Source organism: Gaoshiqia hydrogeniformans, from assembly GCF_049347105.1.
GTDB classification, from domain to species: Bacteria; Bacteroidota; Bacteroidia; order Bacteroidales; family Prolixibacteraceae; genus Gaoshiqia; species Gaoshiqia hydrogeniformans.
In genome coordinates, this window is record NZ_CP186334.1 from 3,695,013 (window position 1) to 3,712,642 (window position 17,630).

A 17,630-nucleotide genomic window follows, 5' to 3' on the forward strand; every position below is an offset into this window, starting at 1 on the left:
GAATCATTAAAACAAACACAAAAAAGCAGGAAAGTGTTGGTCCACAATCCTGCTGTAATTAATTCTTGTTTCCTGATTGTCCAAAAAAAGGAAACAAATATTATTAATCAAATTAGTTCAAATTTATGAAAAAAAAGTTAATTCTCGCAGGGACACGAAAATCCCACGCGATTAAACAATTGATGTCAGTTATGAAGATAACGGTTTTTCTTATCGTCTTTTCCGTTGTTTCAGTGATGGCCAATAGCGGTCATTCCCAGGAAGCAAGGCTCACCGTTCAACTGAAGAATGCATCACTCGGTGAGATTCTCAATAATATTGAGGACAACACCAATTATTATTTCATGTATAATAATGAGTTGGTCGATCTTTCGAAAAAGGTGACTATTGATGTGCAGAACAAATCCCTTGAAGAAGTACTGACCATGTTGTTTGAGGAAACAGGGATCAATTATAAGATTTACAATCGTCAGGTTGTTCTGTCTCCAACAACTGCGAAGGGTACAGATTTATCTTTTCAGCAACAGTCCCTCGATGTTTCCGGGCGTGTTACTGATTCCTTTGGGGGCCCTCTTCCCGGCGTTACTGTAGTTATAAAAGGAACAGCCAGAGGAATAATTACGGATATTGATGGGAAATATTCACTGGAAGATGTTCCCGGAGATGCCGTTCTTGTCTTCTCTTTTGTTGGTATGAAGATGACTGAAATCGAAGTAGCAGGCAGAAGTACAATAGATGTCACGATGAAGGAGGAAGCTATCGGATTGGAAGAGGTTGTTGCTGTTGGTTACGGTGTGCAAAAGAAGAAACTGGTAACCGGTGCTACAGTTCAGGTGAAAGGTGAGGAATTGGCAAGAATGGTGACTCCGAATGTTATGGATGCCATGAAAGGACAAACTCCAGGCGTTAGAATATCGTCTGCTTCTGCACAGCCGGGCGAATCTCCGAAAATTGTGATTCGGGGTATGGGAACAGTGAATAATGCTTCGCCTCTGTATGTCGTTGACGGGGTTCAAACCGGCGATATTTCTTACCTGAACAGCAATGATATTGAATCATTGGATATTCTTAAAGATGCGGCATCGGCAGCGATCTATGGAGTAAATGGCGCTAACGGGGTTATTCTTATTACGACTAAGACAGGAAAGACCGGCAAAGCCCAAATTTCCTATGACGGCTACCTGGGAGTTCAAAACCTGTACAAGAAAATGCCTTACCTGAATGCACAGGAGTATGCAACGATCATGAACGAACAGAACATTAATTCGGGGCGGCCGGCTGTTTTCCCGACTGATGCTGAATCAATGGCCGCGCTGGGCGAAGGAACTGATTGGATTGATGAGTTGGTCTCAAAAGATGCACTGATGCAAAACCATTCGTTGGCTTTTTCCGGGGGTACTGACCAAAGTGTGTATTCGATGGGATTGTCATACACCGGACAGGACGGTATAATCGGAGGATCCAAAAAATCCGGCTATGATCGATATACGTTCAGAGTTAACACAGAACATAAGTTGTGGAAAAATTATATCAAGGCAGGACAACACCTGACCTATACAAATACAGCGAAGAAAGGTGTAAGCACCAATAACCTGTACGACAATATTCTGGGAAAAGGATATTTCACCTCTCCGCTTATTGCCCCCGATGATGCTGATGGCTATCTTAACCCAGCAGGATCGAGGGAGACGAGTCCTGTCCTGTTCATGAAGTACAACTACAACAACATCAATAAAGAGGATAAAATAATCGGGGATGTTTATCTTGAGGTTGAACCAGTTAAAGGGTTGACCATGAAAAGCACCTTTGCCATGGATTTTGCTTCCGGTTCATATCGTAATTATACTCCAGTATACAATATCGGATTTGAGACCCGCAATGATATAAGCAGCGTGCGTCAAAATATGTGGAACCACAAAGTGATGACATGGGAGAATACAGTGCACTATGTAACTTCTTTCGGAAAGCATCATCTTGACGGACTGTTGGGAATGTCTGCCAGAAGAAACACCGGAGAATCAATCCAGGCAGTAAAAACGGAGCTTTTAATTGATGATTTTGAATATGCTTGGTTATCTAACGCCAAGGGAGCCTCTATTCTGGAAGGTGATATTACCGGTGGCCCAGACGATACCGAGAGGTTGATTTCTTATTTTGGACGTGTAAACTACGACTTCAATGAAAAGTATTTGTTTACAGCTATTCTTCGGGCCGATGGAACAACCCGTTTTGCGCCTCAAAACAGATGGGGATATTTCCCTTCATTCTCTGCAGGTTGGGTTGTAACGAATGAAGAATTCATGAAATCGGCGTCAACATGGATGGATTTCTTGAAATTGCGTGCCAGTTGGGGGCAAAACGGGAACCAAAATTTTCCTAATTATCAATGGATGGCAACGCTGACCACGCAAAACGGAGGATACTCTTTTGGCTCTCAGGAAGGTCTGCTGACCACAGGTATATATGCCAAAAAATTGTCTAACCCGGATTTAAAGTGGGAGATATCTAAGCAGTTAAATATTGGTCTTGATGCAAGATTTTTGAATGGTAAACTGGATGCTACTTTGGAATATTACTCTAAAACGACCAAAGATTGGATCGTTGATGCGCCGGTTGCCGCTATTTCAGGAGCTGAAGCACCGTTCATAAATGGCGGATCAGTAACGAATAAAGGTGTTGAATTGTCTCTTGGATTTAATAATAAAGTGAGGGATTTTAGCTACCATGTTAATGCGAATATTACTTATAACAAGAACAAGGTAACTGAAATACAGAATGCTGCTGGTTTCTTTGAAGGTGGCGGAAACTTGCTGTATACAAATGCTGCAAACTTTTTCAGGGTTGAACCCGGACGTCCAATCGGTTATTTTTATGGACTGAAAACGGATGGAATCTTCCAGAACGAGGCAGAAATTCAGAATTATCAATCGGCGGATGGAACCGTTATTCAGCCTCTTGCTGAAGCAGGCGATATAAAATTCGTTGATGTCAACTTGGATGGGAAGATTGATGAAAAGGACAGGACTATGATTGGAAGTCCAATCCCTGACTATATCCTGGGATTTTCATTCGGAGCAGAATATAAAGGTTTTGATCTGTCTGTTACGACCCAGGGACAATTTGGTCAACAAATCGCCATGGGATTCATCCATAACTATAACGGACTGCAATCTAACTATCATCAGGTATATTTAAATCGTTGGCACGGTGAAGGAACATCAAACTATTGGCCGAGAGTTACCAATAATACAGAAGGTAACCGGAACTGGACCTACATGAATGATCTGTTAATTACCGACGGGGATTACCTGAAAATTTCAAATGTGACGATTGGGTATGATTTCAGGAAGGTATGGAAAAAATGCCCTCTTTCTCAAATGAGATTGTATTTCACAGCTCAAAACCTATACACCTTTACGAAGTATATTGGAATGGATCCGGAAGTGGGATTTGGTGTTGATGATAACGCCGGGCATAGCTATGCAACTGGAATTGACGTTGGTTACTATCCTCACCCACGCAACTATTTAATTGGACTTAATTTGAAATTCTAATACTGAAATACGATGAAAAATAAATTAATCTATTTATATATCGCAGCCCTGTTGGGGGTTGTGTCTTGCAGTGAAGACTTTTTGGACAATAAGCCCATTACCATCCAAACGGCTCAAGGTTATTTTCAAACACCAAAGAATGCTCTTGAGGGCTTAGCCGGATGTTACAACGGACTGGTTCTTGATGGTTGGGCAAATATGTATTTTATTTCGACCATCGCTTCGGACGAAGCGTTTGCCGGAGGAGGCCCGGGAGAGGCTGTTTCAGGGACACCCTTTGGATGGGATGAGTTTAAAGAAGCAGGCGCGCTGAACCAAAACCTTGATATCTGGAAGAATAGATATACTGCCATTTTCAGGTGTAACTCGTTGTTGGAAAATTTAGGTACTGTTGATTGGGGCGAGAATGAAACACTGGCAGTTCAGTATGAAGCTGAAACACGCTTTCTGAGAGCTTATTATTATTTTGATTTAGTTCGCTTCTTTGGAAATGTTCCGTTGGTCCGTAGTTCGGTCGTTGAATTAAAAACACCGCAAGCAGATCCTGATTCAGTGTATACGTTGATTGCCAAAGACCTGAAATTTGCAGCCGATAACTTGCCCGACGTTCCTTATGAAAGTATCAGCTCCTCAAGTTACGGACATGCAACAAAGTGGGCTGCAGAATCATTAATGGCCAGGGTATTTTTATTCTACACCGGGCGGTATTCTGAAACCGATCTTGTTGGATTGGTTAGCAAAGCTGAGGCACTGGCATATGTTGAGGATGTAATTAACAACAGTGGACACGACTTAGTCAGTGGATTTCAAAATCTTTGGCCGGTATCTTCCATAAACGGATCAGGAACCTATGCCGGAGAAGATAACAAAGAAACGGTATTTGCCATCAAATATACCTGGGGACCAGCGTTTAATGCAGGTAGTAATCACTGGCTGATTAGCATGGGGCTTCGTTGGCACGATGGTACACCGTATCCTTATTCCTGGGGTTGGGGGCAAGCAATTGTTACTAAGAAATATGGAGAAACGGTGTTTGAATCGGGCGACTTGCGTAAAAATGCCTCGGTTATATCAGTTGCTGATGAGCTACTGAATTCGACAAGTACGATAAATCAAGATGGCACGATCAATCCCACAGGTGCTGCGTTTAATGCCGACGGGTTTGGCGACTATACCGGCTATTTTAATAAGAAATATGTGCCGTTAACAGTCAAAACTGAGGATGGTTTCAAAGAATATCCCAAGAGTCTTGATGAAGGTAATAATGCTCAGGCAGATCAACTTCAGGATTGGGTAATTATCCGTTATGCCGATGTGTTGCTTATGGCTGCAGAACTAGGTTCACCTAATGCTCAGACATACCTGGATAGAATCCGCGACAGGGCATTTGGCGATCAGGCTCATCGGGTTGCTGTGTCCGTTGATAATATCAGAAAAGAGCGTCAGCTCGAATTTGCGTTTGAAGGTGTCCGGTATTGGGATTTGCTTCGTTACGGATCTTCTGTTGCAGCTCAGGAAATCAATATGACAGAAGTTGTTAAAGAGGGTGGAGTTAATAAAACCAAAAACATTGTTTTTGATACTCAGAAAGATGGGCTGTTCCAGATACCAAGAGATGAAATCGACAAGTCTGTATATGACGGTGTTGAATATTTAATACAGAATCCAGGTTGGTAATTTTAAAATTCTAAAACAATGAAAATTAAAAAAATTCTATATTTCATATTTGGGTTAGCGGTGCTGTTAAGCGCATGTGATCCAATTGAGAAAACTTACGATTTTGGCGGAGTTTTGTCAGAAGAAGAGGTTTCTGCTGGTATATCTGTCACCAATGAACAGCCAGGAAACAATAAGTTGATTTTGAAAAATAATTTATCTGGTGTTGCAGGTGAGTGGGATTATGGAACTGGGAGATCATTGAAGAAAGACTTGGAAGTGATCGTTCCTCCAGGTACGTACGATGTGAAATTTAGCGCTTTTGGTGATGCTGGGATTACAACTGTTACGAAGACCGTTGAAGTAACAAAAGTTGACTATGAATTGGATATTGAGTGGACAAACCTTTGTGGTGCCCCTGAAGATGGTGGTAAAACCTGGGTTTGGGCTACCGGTAATCCGAATATAGGCTATGGCGGTACAAGTACCTTTTTCGGTAATGGCGGTGAATTTGCTAACGCTCCCGAATGGTGGAAAGGTGATGCCGCAGAACTGGGCGATGAGGGTTTGTATGATGAAATGAAGTTTACCTATACCGGCGTAGAGTTAATTGACAAATCAGATGCATCAACAATTGTCTCCACTACACCTGGTAAATTCACCCTCGACAATAAGACAAAATCTGCTTCAGGTCACGCTATTGCGGGGACTTTAGAGTTTCCTTTTTATCCAATGGGTAAGAAATTAGACGATCCTTCCAAATTTGACAACGCATACAAGTTTGAGCTCGTTAAACTTACTGCCGATGAGATGACATTGCGTGTAAGAGGCACAGGTGGTGGCTGGTGTGTTATCTATTTGTTAAAACGTAAAGGTTATACCTATTAATAAAGTCTAAAAGGAGGATTTGGAATTCTGAATCCTTGGAATAATCTAATCTTAAACGTAGCTAGTTAGGAGTAGATTACAACTGGAATGCAAAAATGATCATCAGGAGCCTGACAGAAAACACCCTGCAGCTCATCCTTGTCGGTGATAACGGCGGCATTTGGTTATGTTGGAATTATGTTGAAAAAGATTATTACGAGTCTCTTTAATAAATAGTAAAACTCCTTTTTTTACTGGTATTATATCCCCCGGGGCAAATTGTTTCCGGGGGATTTTTTTGTCTGATCCCTTCCTTTCTTTTTCCCTTGCTGATGTCGGGGTTAAATTGCTGTTGACAGCCCGGTAAAACACATGAATACCCCCAATACGATACATGGCGGACCCTCTGCTTTAAATATTGACCATACTTTTACCATCTGTAATAGCCTGATTGACTATAGACTTAATTTTTAACTAATCTATTCATTATGGAATTAAAAGCGAATGTACGCATTAAGTGGCTGCATGGCGGGCTAAGGTGCCTGCTGGCCATCGCGCTGATGATCTTTCTTGTGTTGCCCGGCTACGGGCAGAAGATCCCCATCTCGGGGACTGTTAAATCCGGTTCCGACGGGAGTGCCCTGATTGGTGTTACTATTCGGTTGAAAGGCACCTCCATCGGTACGATAACCAATGCGCAGGGAACTTATTCACTTGAAGCCGAAACCGGGCAAACGCTTGTTTTCTCCTATATTGGCTTTAAAACCCAGGAAGTTGAGGTTAAGGGACAAAAAGTGATCAATGTTGCACTGACAGAAGACACAAAGTCTGTTGACGAAGTGGTGGTCATTGGCTACGGTAGCCGGAAGCGGGGTGATAACACCGGTTCTATATCTTCTATTAAGGCCGAGGATATTAAGCAATCAGCGCCGGTAACCATTGAACAATCCCTTCAGGGAAGATTACCGGGTATGGTAGTACAGCAAACATCCGGTCAGCCCGGTGGCGGTGTTTCCGTGCAAATCCACGGTGTAACAGGCTTTACCGGCAACGGCCCCTTGTGGGTGCTTGATGGTGTCGAACTTAACAATTTAGCTTCGGTTGGTGGTTGGAACGGTCAAACGAACCCGCTGGCGGGCTTGAACCCTTCTGAAATCGAATCCATCGACGTATTAAAAGACGCATCGGCTACGGCCATTTACGGTTCGAGGGGTACCGACGGTGTCATTATCGTTACAACAAAAAGGGGACGGGTTGCAAAGCCTACAATCGAATATAGTTTTTCCGGTGGTTATCAGGAGTTGACAAAAAAACTCCCGGTGATGAACCTGCGGGAGTTCGCAACCTTTGTAAACGAGCGGAATGCCGGTATTGGCTGGGGCTTCGATACCCGGCCCGAATTTGCTAACCCCGAATATTTGGGCGAGGGTACCGACTGGCAGGACGTACTTTTTAAGAAAGCCCCATCATTTACACACACCCTTTCGGTGAACGGGGGTGACGAAAGGACTACTTACTTCTTGTCCGGATCATACCAGAGTGAGGAGGGGATGGCCTTGGGGTCGGAGTTTGAACGGATGTCGTTCCGTTTGAACCTGGACAATAAAACAACCGATTGGTTAAAAATTGGTACCAGCCTGCAGTTGGTGAACATCGATGAGAAAATCACCACTACTACCTCCAGCGTAGTCCGCCAGGCGCTTGAACAAACCCCTGATGTTCCTGTTCAGAACGCTGATGGAAGCTGGGGTGGCTCAACCGCTACCGTTGGCTGGGTCGCACTCAGGGATAACCCGTTGGCGACAGCAAAAATGAGAAAGCACGATGCAAACCGGAAACAAGTGTTTGGTAGCCTTTATGGCGAAATTACCTTTGCAAAAGGCCTGGTCCTGCGTAACGAGGTTTCAGGGAACTTTTCTTATGCGAGCGAAGATGCTGCCAACCCAACTTACACAATGGGCCAGATAATCAGGTTAAGTTCAGGAAACTCCAGTTTCAGTGAAGCTGTCTCTACCACCTTAAAGAACTACCTGACCTATTCGCATTTGTTTGGCAGTAAATACAACCTGACAGCAATGACGGGTCATGAGGCTACGGTGAACAAAGGTCACGGTATCTCCGGGTCACGTACGGATTACCCCTCAGCCAGTGTTATGGTACTTAATGGTGGTGATGCGACAACGGCAAAAAATTCCGGAACCAAAAGTCATGGCGCCGGGGAATCCTATTTTGGACGTTTAAGCCTGGGTATTAATGATAAATACCTGATCGACGGCAATATCCGGGAAGACGGTAATTCGCGGTATGCAGAGGCAAATCGCTGGATATTGACTTACTCCGGCGCCATGGCTTGGAAAATCAATAACGAGAATTTTCTGAAAAGTGTGGATAAGATTAACGAACTGAAGCTGCGCTTGGGTTATGGTTTAACGAACAGGCAAGCCGGTGACGGTTTTGCATCCACCTTTGTCACTGTTCCTACGGGAATAACCGGTGTGGCGCAACGTACCCGCAACATTGGGAACCCGGATTTGGAATGGGAACAAACAAAGAGTTCCAATATTGGTCTTGACGGGAACTTTTTTAATTGGAGGCTTGGTTTTTCTGTCGATTTTTACTACAAGAATACGGAAGGCCTCGCCATGCAAACTTCGCTGCCCATGTACTCCGGTACAGCTATTGGCTGGAACCCGGGGGCCTTGGATGCACCCTGGGTAAACGTTGGCGCGATGACCAACAAAGGCTTTGACATTAGGATAAACTCCACCAATATCCGGAGCAAGGATTTTACCTGGAAAACCGATTTCACCCTGTCGCGAAACATCAACAAGATTACAAAACTGAATGCCGACGGGGCGCCGATTATGGGGCAATACAGCAAGACGGTTGTTGGAAAATCGATCGGTAATTTTTATGGTTATGTTGTTGAAGGCGTTTTTGCATCTGCTGAAGATGTATTCGGCGACGAATCGAAAGGCATCCTGCCTCACGCCCGGCCGGTAAAAAACGACGAAATATTGGATTTCGCGAATGCTTCCGGTAGTATTTGGTATGGCGACCTCATGTTTAAAGATATCAATGGCGACGGTGCCATTGACGAGAATGACCAAACTTATCTCGGTTCCCCACTCCCAAAAGTTCAAATGGGCTTTAATAACACCTTTAACTACAAGAATTTCGATTTGAATGTATTTTTCTCAGGCAGTTTCGGTAACAAAATATTTAACCAGTTACGTGTTACTGCGGAAAACCCGATTGCAAGTTACGGTTATTTTAAGCAATTGAGTAACTATGCCAAACTTGGCTTGATCGACCCGGAAGGCCGGGATGACGACGCCTACAACGTTATTGTTACCAATCCCGATACGGATATCCCGGGGGTACGGAATGACCAGACCAACGGTAACCAAAGGTTCTCTGATAAGTTTATTGAAGACGGGTCTTATGTAAGATGTAAGAACATTACATTAGGCTATAAGCTCCCCGAAAACTTGTTGAAACGCGCGAATATCCAGACCTTACGGGTTTATGCCAGTGTAGCAAATGCGTTTACGATTACGGATTATTCAGGTATGGATCCGGAAGTTGGCTCCTGGGATCCGTTAAATGCGGGTATCGACGGAGGATATTATCCCCAACCACGCAGGTTTACTTTTGGGGTAAACATCACATTGTCAAAATAAAAAAATACGGCTATGAAATTGAAATCGAAAATAACTTATTTAATAATTGCTGTTGCGGGCTTATTCGCATCATGCAACGAGGATTTTCTGGATCGTCCGCCCCTGTCGGAGATCAGCTCGGATAACTTTTATCAAACCTTTTCAGATCTGAAGCTGGCAACCGCTGCCTTATATGCAGGTTCACCCTGGGCCGAATGGACCTACGTTAGCTATTTGACCATTGGCGACGTAATGAGTGGGAACATGGTACTGGGTTGGAACGATGATGCGATACAACTCAATACCTTTTCAGTTACGGGCTTGAACGGCGCGGTAAATGCAAACTGGAGGGGTATGTACAAGGTTATTGCCCACTGTAATACCACCATTAACGCGATCAATAAAAAGACACCGGAGACCGTTGCTGAGGTACATAAGAACGCAGCCCTTGCTGAAGCAAGGTTTATCCGCGGGTATGCTTATTATAATCTGGCGGTGTTATGGGGCGACGTTCCGATCATTGAAGATAATACAGCGCTCATTAATTCGCCACTGGTTCCCCGAAATCAGGCGAATGATGTATTCCAGTTTGTTGCGAATGATTTGCTGTTCGCAGCTAACAATCTTCCATTAGGCTATAATTCTGAATGGGAGCAAGGACGGGTTACAACCTGGGCAGCCCAAGGCCTGCTGGCCAAAGTGTTTTTAACATGGTCGGGTCTGAGCCCGCAGAATGGCGGCCAACGCGACCAGGTGCTTTTGGACAATGCGAAGATATTGGCAGGCAATGTCTGTAAAAACAGCGGCCTGGAGCTGATGGAAAATTATGCCGACCTCTTTAAAACCGAGAATAACTTTAATGATGAAGCCTTGTTTTCACTCCGTTGGGACCCCACTACTTCCGGCTGGCTCGATGGAAATATGTTGCAGCTTTATTCCAGCATTGCTGAGATTTCAGCAGAAGGAGCCGCAGGTTGGTTCGGCATAGGGCCTACTTACGACATGTACTTCCAGTATTCAGAGGAAGACAGCGTTAGGCGCAAAGCGACTTTTATGTATAAAAACGATTATTACCCCGAGTTAAATGCTGCCGGGGGCGGTTTTACTTATACCGGGAATACAGCTCTGAAGAAACACATTATTGGTACCAAAAAAGACAACAATGTGCCAATTATGACTAATACTTCATCGGCCGAACACAATGCCCTGCTGCGTCTTGCCGATGTGTACCTGGTGTATGCTGAAGCGATTCTTGGCAACAATACAACGACTTCAGATGCTGATGCGCTGACCTACTTTAACAAAGTACGGGAAAGAGCTGGTGTTGATCCGGTAAGCTCGCTTGATATCGATTTAATCCTTAAGGAAAGAAGAATTGAGCTGGCTGCTGAAGGTCAATCGTGGTTCGACCTGGTGAGCCTGTCCTATTACAATCCAGCGAAGGCCATCGGCTTCCTGAATGGTCAGGATCGTGTTACTTTTACTTTTGATAGTGAAGGCGTTGCCGTACCTGGGGATCCTTTCGGGGCAATTACACCGGCAAATATCAATTCGTTCAGGTTACCGATTCCTTCATCTGAGTTAACGGCCAACCCCAAATTGCTGGATGCACCGGTACCTTATTTTTGATTTAATTAAAAAGATACGATTATGAAAAAGATATTATTCAATCGAATTCATTTTTTAGTCCTTTCTTGCTTGGTGCTTGTTGTTATGCAATTAAGCTCTTGTAAAGATGAGGATCAGGATGGTCCTGTTATCACAGCCGTGCGTAATTATGCCCCGGCGCCCAACGACACCCTTATTAACGTATTGGTACCGGGTCAGTTTGTGGTAATCGAAGGTTCAAATTTGCAGGAGGCTTCGTTGATAACTTTTGCCGGGATACCTGCGACCTTTAACAAGGCTCTGTTTTCATACAATTACGCTGTTGTGAGAGTGCCTGATGTAATACCCTTCCCATTGATTGCCGAAGAGGATATGAACAAAATCAGATATGTTACTCCCGGGGGGGAAACGACCTTTAATTTTGATATCGTTGCCGGTGCACCGATGATTTCGGGTATTTTTAATGAGAACCCGGTAGAAGGGGAGATTGTTATGATTGCTGGAACCAACTTGTTCCTTATTGAAGAAGTTAATTTCGGCGGAGCCATCATTACTGATTTTGAGGCTTCCATTGATGGTACTAGGATAGCTTTTACAATGCCTGCCAGCTCAGCAAGCGACCCCCTGTCCATAACCACGGCATCGGGTACAGCCGAAACCATATTTAATGTGAATGACCTGACTACAGGTATGCTTTGCAATTTTGACGATATTAATAACTATAGTTGGGGGGCCGGAACCAGCAATAGCGACCCTGCTTTCCCGGGTAATCATGGATGGTACCCTATTCTGGATACCGGTATTCTTGGCGCCGGTGACTTTTCTTGGTGGGGCGGAGGACGTAGTCTTAATATTAACTCAGTACAATGGGTCCCGGTTGAAGAACTTGATCAGCCGATCGCTAATTATGCTGTTAAATTTGAAATGAATATTGCAGGGGAGTGGAACGGTGTAAGTTTGTTTATTCTTAAAGATTACAACTGGGCTTATGTAGCACGTTTTGAACCTTGGAAAATTTCTGAAACGAAAACAACGAATGTTAATACAAGTGGAAAATGGATGACAGTAACAGTTCCTTTAACTGAATTCCGTACTAAAAAGGATAATAAAGATGGTACAGGAGATTCAGCTTCAAGCTTGACCCAGTTACTTGGGGCGTCCGGAGCTGGTGCTATTGAGTTTTTTACGGTTAATGCAGGTAGTGCTCCAACGCCAATTGGTTTACGAGCCGCTATCGATAATATCAGGGTCGTAAAGATCAAATAGCACTGTTGATATAACGCAAATAGCAGTTTTATAACGATCGAATATGACCTACGGGGTTCAATGAAAATTGAATTATCCCGTAGGTATTAAAAATCAAATTATTAAAGTATGAAAAACAGATTTTATCATAGAGCATTGTATTTTATCAGTGCACTTGTGTTACTGGTCTCCTGTAAAGATTCGGAGACCGTGGATCCTGTCCTGGCTGTTTCCGAGACGCAAATTACAATTGTAGCAGAAGGCGGGGAGGCAACCATAACCGTTGACTGTAACGACGCGTGGACGGTTAATAATTCAGCCGCCTGGTTACAGGTGGATCAGACTTCCGGAAGTAGCGGTAGCGCTACCATTACAATATCAACAGCGCTGAACGCCACCGGGGCCAGCCGCTCTGTTATATTGCATATTAGCTCGTCAAACGGCCAGTCCCGCCGGGTAAAGGTTATACAGGCGGCTTTCCTGTACCCAATCTACAATTTAACGCCCAAAGAACCCGATGCTAGCGGTATGGGTAGTACAGCAATGGAGCTTGCAGCCAAAATGAAACTGGGCTGGAACATCGGTAACACCATGGAAGCTCCCGGAGGGGAAACGGGTTGGGGCAACCCTGCTATAACCGAGGATTATGTGAAATTTGTTAAACAGCAAGGGTTTAATGCTATCCGAATACCCTGTGCCTGGGATTGGAATTGGGATAAGAATTATTTTGGGGATAATTATCATATTGAAGATCGCGCGAAAGCCCGCATTAAAGCCGAATGGCTTGACCGGGTAAAAGAAGTGGTTGGCTACTGTGTGAACAATGACATGTACGTCCTGCTGAATATTCATTGGGATGGAGGCTGGCTGGAGAACAACTGCACACCGGAGAAAAAGGATTCGGTCAATGCCAAACAAAAAGCATACTGGGAGCAAATTGCCACGGCCATGCGCGATTTTGACGAACACCTGATGTTTGCGAGCGCTAACGAACCAAATGCAGGCAACGCCACGCAAATGGAAGTGTTGCTTTCCTATCACCAGACTTTTGTAAACGCCGTTCGTTCCACCGGTGGACGAAACACCTACAGGTCGCTTGTTATTCAAGGGTCGCATCAGTACCTAAACGTCAGCATGTTTCCGACAGACCCAACCCCTAATCGCCTGATGTATGAAGAGCACAACTACACGCCATCACAATTCACGTTTCTTGGCGAAGATGTAAGCTGGGGCAACATGGTTTACTATTGGGGAGAGGGGCATCATTCCACCATTGAACCGGACCGAAACCCAACTTATGGAGAAGAGGACGCTCATATTGAATTTTTCCAAAAAATGAAAAAAGACTTTATTGATAAAGGTATTCCCGTGCTGATGGGAGAGTATGGCGCTTACCGGCGAAATAACAGCGCACATGTTCCCTTGGACCTGGAAACACACGAGGCTTCGGTTGACTATTGGACAACTTTTGTGACTAAACAGGCCATAGCACATGGTGTAATCCCATTTTGGTGGGATACAGGCGGCGCTTTGGACAGGCGTAATTATACCGTGAAGGACCAGCGGACGATTGATGCTATTATCGCAGGAGCAAACTGATTCTACTTTGGCACATTAGAAAAATCTGGATGTTTTTACCCTAAATTCATGAAGGGAACACCCGGATTTTTCTCCTGCCTTCCGGCAACTGCCGGACCGGGGTAAAACACGGGAAAAATCCAACACCAATCTTAATCTGTCAAAGTAGAACCAACAAAAATCAGATTTTACAAAACTGTAAATCGATTATCGTATTGAAAATGAAAAATACAATTCTATTAGTTTACCTCCTCATTGGGATGAATGTGTGGGGGGCTGTGGCGTCTAATCAGTTGCAGGCACAGCGGGTAGCCCAGTTACAGAGTCCGGATGAGTCCATTGGGTTAGATGTATTCTTGTCTGTTGAGGGTGAAATTCAATATAAGGTGCAAAAATCTGGTTTTAGCGTTATTCAACCGTCGGCTTTAGGAGTAATGATGGATGGGCATGATTTCACGCAACGCTTAAAACTGGTGACGACATCAAAACCGGAGCGTATAACCGAAAGCTACCAAACTCAGAATGCAAAAAAAAACAGCATTCTTTACCAGGCCAATCAGTTGGTAATCTCTTTTGCCAATGAGAACGAAAAGAAAATGGACATCATTTTCCGCTTATCCGACGACGGGCTGGCCTTCCGGTATTCTTTTCCCTGGGTTGAAAACGATGAAACGATTATTGGCGAATCAACCTCATTCGCATTTGACGAAAAAGCAAGAGCCTGGTTGCAGCCCATGAGTGAGGCAAAAACGGGCTGGGAGCAGTGCCATCCATCTTATGAAGAACATTATTTGCAGGATATTCCTGTTGGTTCAGCGTCACCGTTAAAGTCGGGTTGGGTGTACCCTGCTTTATTTAAAACAAACGATACCTGGGTGTTGATTACCGAAGCGGCCCTCGATGGTACTTATTGCGGCACCAGGTTGATCAATGATTCTACTACATCGGTTTACTCCATTGGGTTTGCCGATCCGAGAGAAGTGTTTACAGCCGGCGACTATTTACCGGTAAACAATAAGCCCTGGCTTACCCCGTGGCGCGTTGTCACAATCGGCAGTTTGGAGACAATTACAGAGTCAACCCTCGGTACCGATTTGGCACCGAAAGCGATTGATATGGACCAATCGTTTCTTAAGTTTGGCAAAGCATCGTGGAGCTGGATTAACAGCAAGGACGATAGGATCGTTTACGATGAACAAATAAAGTATATCGACTTCGCTGCGGATATGAACTGGCAATATTGCCTCATTGATGCAAACTGGGATACTCAGATCGGATACGAAAAGATAGCTGAATTGTCAATGTATGCAAAACAAAAAAATGTGGGTTTGTTCGTGTGGTATAACTCGGCCGGCGATTGGAACACGATTACGTCTTATCATCCCAAAGATCTGTTGTTGACCAAAGAAAGTCGTGAAAAGGAATTCAGCCGCCTGCAGGCAATGGGCATCAAAGGTGTTAAGATCGATTTCTTCGGTGGCGATGGCCGGAGCATGATTCAATACTACATCGACATTTTGAACGATGCTGCAAAGTATCAGTTACTTGTGAATTTCCACGGAGCTACTTTACCAAGGGGCTGGCAAAAAACATATCCTCATTTGATGACAGTCGAAGCCATTTATGGGATGGAGATGGTGACATTTGACCAAATGGCGGCCGATAAGCAAGCCAACCATTGCGCCATGTTGCCCTTTACACGGAACGCGTTCGACCCGATGGATTTTACACCCATGAACCTGACAGGGCTCACCTATTCCAATTGTATCCGAAAAACCACTCCCGCCTTTGAACTGGCACTCTCGGTATTGTTTTTATCCGGGATACAACATTATGCACAGGCGCCGGAAGGCATGGCCGAGGTTCCCGATGATGTAAAAGATTTTCTGAAAACCCTTCCCGACTATTGGGACGATGTAAAGTTTTTGGAAGGTCACCCCGGGGAATACGTTGTCATTGCCAGGCGTAGCGGTAATCGGTGGTACATTGCCGGTATAAATGGAGAAAATAATGAAAAGAGCTTAAACCTTGACCTTGCCTCATTCAGGAAAAGCAAGGCGGCCCTGTTCATGGACGGTTCAAACGGTGAACTGTTTTCAATAACAGACCTGAACACAGAAGAACAAAAGAACTGTGAGCTTACCCTGAACGCCAATGGTGGATTCGTTATGGTGTTTGAATGATTCTGGAAAGGGATTACTCAAAAATAAAATTGGTGGGGCAATAAGATGGAGAATCTAGCCTAAACAAAATGAAAATAGATTGATCTGGACATGAAAAAAATAAAAATGGATACCAAATTTCATAGTAAACTAATGTTCGTAGTTGTTTTGTGGGGCGCCACTTTTACCTCATGCGGAAATACGGATGATGTTGAACCTTTACTGGATGTTTCCACAACATCGGTTTCGTTACCCGCTGAAGGGGGCACATCGGACATAAAAGTAACCAGTAACGACCTATGGAGTATTGCCAATTCTGCTTTCTCTTGGTTGCAACTAAACCAAACCAGTGGCAATAGCGGCAGCGCTGAAATTGAATTGACTGCCGGCCTTAATGACACCGGTTCAAGCCGCTCAGGCATATTGAATGTCTCCTCGCAAAACGGCCAGTCCCGACGGATTACGGTTTCACAGGATTCCCAGATTGAACCCATTGCACAAGATTGCAATTTTTACATCTTTCTTTGTTTCGGACAATCAAATATGCATGGCGCAGGTGCGATTGAGAGCCAGGACAAGACAGGGGATAGCCGATTCAAGCTGTTCCAGGCACTGGATTGCTCCAATCTGAGCAGACAAAAAGCAACCTGGTACACGGCAGTTCCGCCTACTTGCCAATGCAGTTCAGGCCTCTCGCCTGCTGATTATTTTGGAAGGACGATGGTTGAAAATCTGCCGGACAGCATTACAGTAGGTATTATCAATGTATCTGTTGCCGGATGCGACATCAGGCTGTTTGATAAGGATTTGTACACGGACTACGATTCGACATCTACAGCAGACTGGTTCACGTCCCAGGTAATTAATTATGGTGGAAATCCATATCAATATCTTGTCGATATGGCAAAATTGGCACAAAAGGATGGTGTTATCAAAGGGATTCTTTTGCACCAGGGAGAATCAAACAACGGGCAGCAACAATGGCCGGAGTATGTAAAGAAAATATATACCGACATGTTGACAGACCTTGCCTTAGGTGCCGGTTCGGTTCCCCTTTTAGCAGGAGAATTGTTCTCGGGCGAGGGGAATTGCTGCTCATCTATGAATCCGATAATAGGAAGATTGCCGGATATAATTCCAACGGCACATGTCATTTCTTCGGATGGTTGTACAGGACAGGATGGTGCCCATTTTGATTCAGCGGGTTACAGGGAATTAGGTAAGCGATACGGTATTGAAATGCTTTCAATATTAGGAGTTGATGTAAATAAAGAGTAATGTACATGACATTAGAACGT

Annotated in this window: 9 protein-coding genes; all 9 read left to right on the forward strand. The window is 44.3% G+C overall.

Annotated features, from left to right (window positions below; genetic code table 11):
- Positions 1–125 precede the first annotated feature (125 nt).
- Positions 126–3,554 (forward strand): TonB-dependent receptor, encoded by a 3,429-nt coding sequence (locus ACOIT5_RS14810; protein ID WP_423126934.1) that lies wholly within the window; start codon positions 126–128, stop codon positions 3,552–3,554.
- Between the two features lie 12 nt (positions 3,555–3,566).
- Positions 3,567–5,231 (forward strand): RagB/SusD family nutrient uptake outer membrane protein, encoded by a 1,665-nt coding sequence (locus tag ACOIT5_RS14815; RefSeq protein WP_423126935.1) that lies wholly within the window; start codon positions 3,567–3,569, stop codon positions 5,229–5,231.
- An 18-nt stretch (positions 5,232–5,249) separates the two neighbouring features.
- The gene (locus tag ACOIT5_RS14820) at positions 5,250–6,098 is read left to right on the forward strand and encodes a hypothetical protein (protein ID WP_423126936.1); all 849 of its coding nucleotides are present in this window, start codon (positions 5,250–5,252) and stop codon (positions 6,096–6,098) included.
- Between the two features lie 467 nt (positions 6,099–6,565).
- Positions 6,566–9,760, forward strand: a complete 3,195-nt coding sequence (locus ACOIT5_RS14825; RefSeq protein ID WP_423126937.1) for a SusC/RagA family TonB-linked outer membrane protein — start codon at positions 6,566–6,568, stop codon at positions 9,758–9,760.
- 12 nt (positions 9,761–9,772) lie between these two features.
- On the forward strand, positions 9,773–11,368 hold the full coding sequence (locus tag ACOIT5_RS14830; protein WP_423126938.1) for a RagB/SusD family nutrient uptake outer membrane protein: 1,596 nt from the start codon (positions 9,773–9,775) through the stop codon (positions 11,366–11,368).
- A gap of 21 nt (positions 11,369–11,389) precedes the next feature.
- On the forward strand, positions 11,390–12,613 hold the full coding sequence (locus ACOIT5_RS14835) for a glycan-binding surface protein (RefSeq protein WP_423126939.1): 1,224 nt from the start codon (positions 11,390–11,392) through the stop codon (positions 12,611–12,613).
- 108 nt (positions 12,614–12,721) lie between these two features.
- A complete protein-coding gene (locus tag ACOIT5_RS14840) occupies positions 12,722–14,191 on the forward strand; it encodes a cellulase family glycosylhydrolase (RefSeq protein WP_423126940.1) in 1,470 nt (489 codons plus the stop codon).
- 200 nt (positions 14,192–14,391) lie between these two features.
- Positions 14,392–16,353 (forward strand): glycoside hydrolase family 97 protein, encoded by a 1,962-nt coding sequence (locus tag ACOIT5_RS14845; protein ID WP_423126941.1) that lies wholly within the window; start codon positions 14,392–14,394, stop codon positions 16,351–16,353.
- Between the two features lie 90 nt (positions 16,354–16,443).
- Positions 16,444–17,610, forward strand: a complete 1,167-nt coding sequence (locus ACOIT5_RS14850) for a sialate O-acetylesterase (protein ID WP_423126942.1) — start codon at positions 16,444–16,446, stop codon at positions 17,608–17,610.
- Positions 17,611–17,630: the final 20 nt, after the last annotated feature.

Bases quoted from the DNA above. Each gene is read 5' to 3' on its own strand.
- ACOIT5_RS14830 (WP_423126938.1), top strand. From the start codon at position 9,773: ATGAAATTGAAATCGAAAATAACTTATTTAATAATTGCTGTTGCGGGC.
- ACOIT5_RS14825 (WP_423126937.1), top strand. From the start codon at position 6,566: ATGGAATTAAAAGCGAATGTACGCATTAAGTGGCTGCATGGCGGGCTA.
- ACOIT5_RS14835 (WP_423126939.1), top strand. From the start codon at position 11,390: ATGAAAAAGATATTATTCAATCGAATTCATTTTTTAGTCCTTTCTTGC.
- ACOIT5_RS14810 (WP_423126934.1), top strand. From the start codon at position 126: ATGAAAAAAAAGTTAATTCTCGCAGGGACACGAAAATCCCACGCGATT.
- ACOIT5_RS14815 (WP_423126935.1), top strand. From the start codon at position 3,567: ATGAAAAATAAATTAATCTATTTATATATCGCAGCCCTGTTGGGGGTT.
- ACOIT5_RS14840 (WP_423126940.1), top strand. From the start codon at position 12,722: ATGAAAAACAGATTTTATCATAGAGCATTGTATTTTATCAGTGCACTT.
- ACOIT5_RS14850 (WP_423126942.1), top strand. From the start codon at position 16,444: ATGAAAAAAATAAAAATGGATACCAAATTTCATAGTAAACTAATGTTC.
- ACOIT5_RS14820 (WP_423126936.1), top strand. From the start codon at position 5,250: ATGAAAATTAAAAAAATTCTATATTTCATATTTGGGTTAGCGGTGCTG.
- ACOIT5_RS14845 (WP_423126941.1), top strand. From the start codon at position 14,392: ATGAAAAATACAATTCTATTAGTTTACCTCCTCATTGGGATGAATGTG.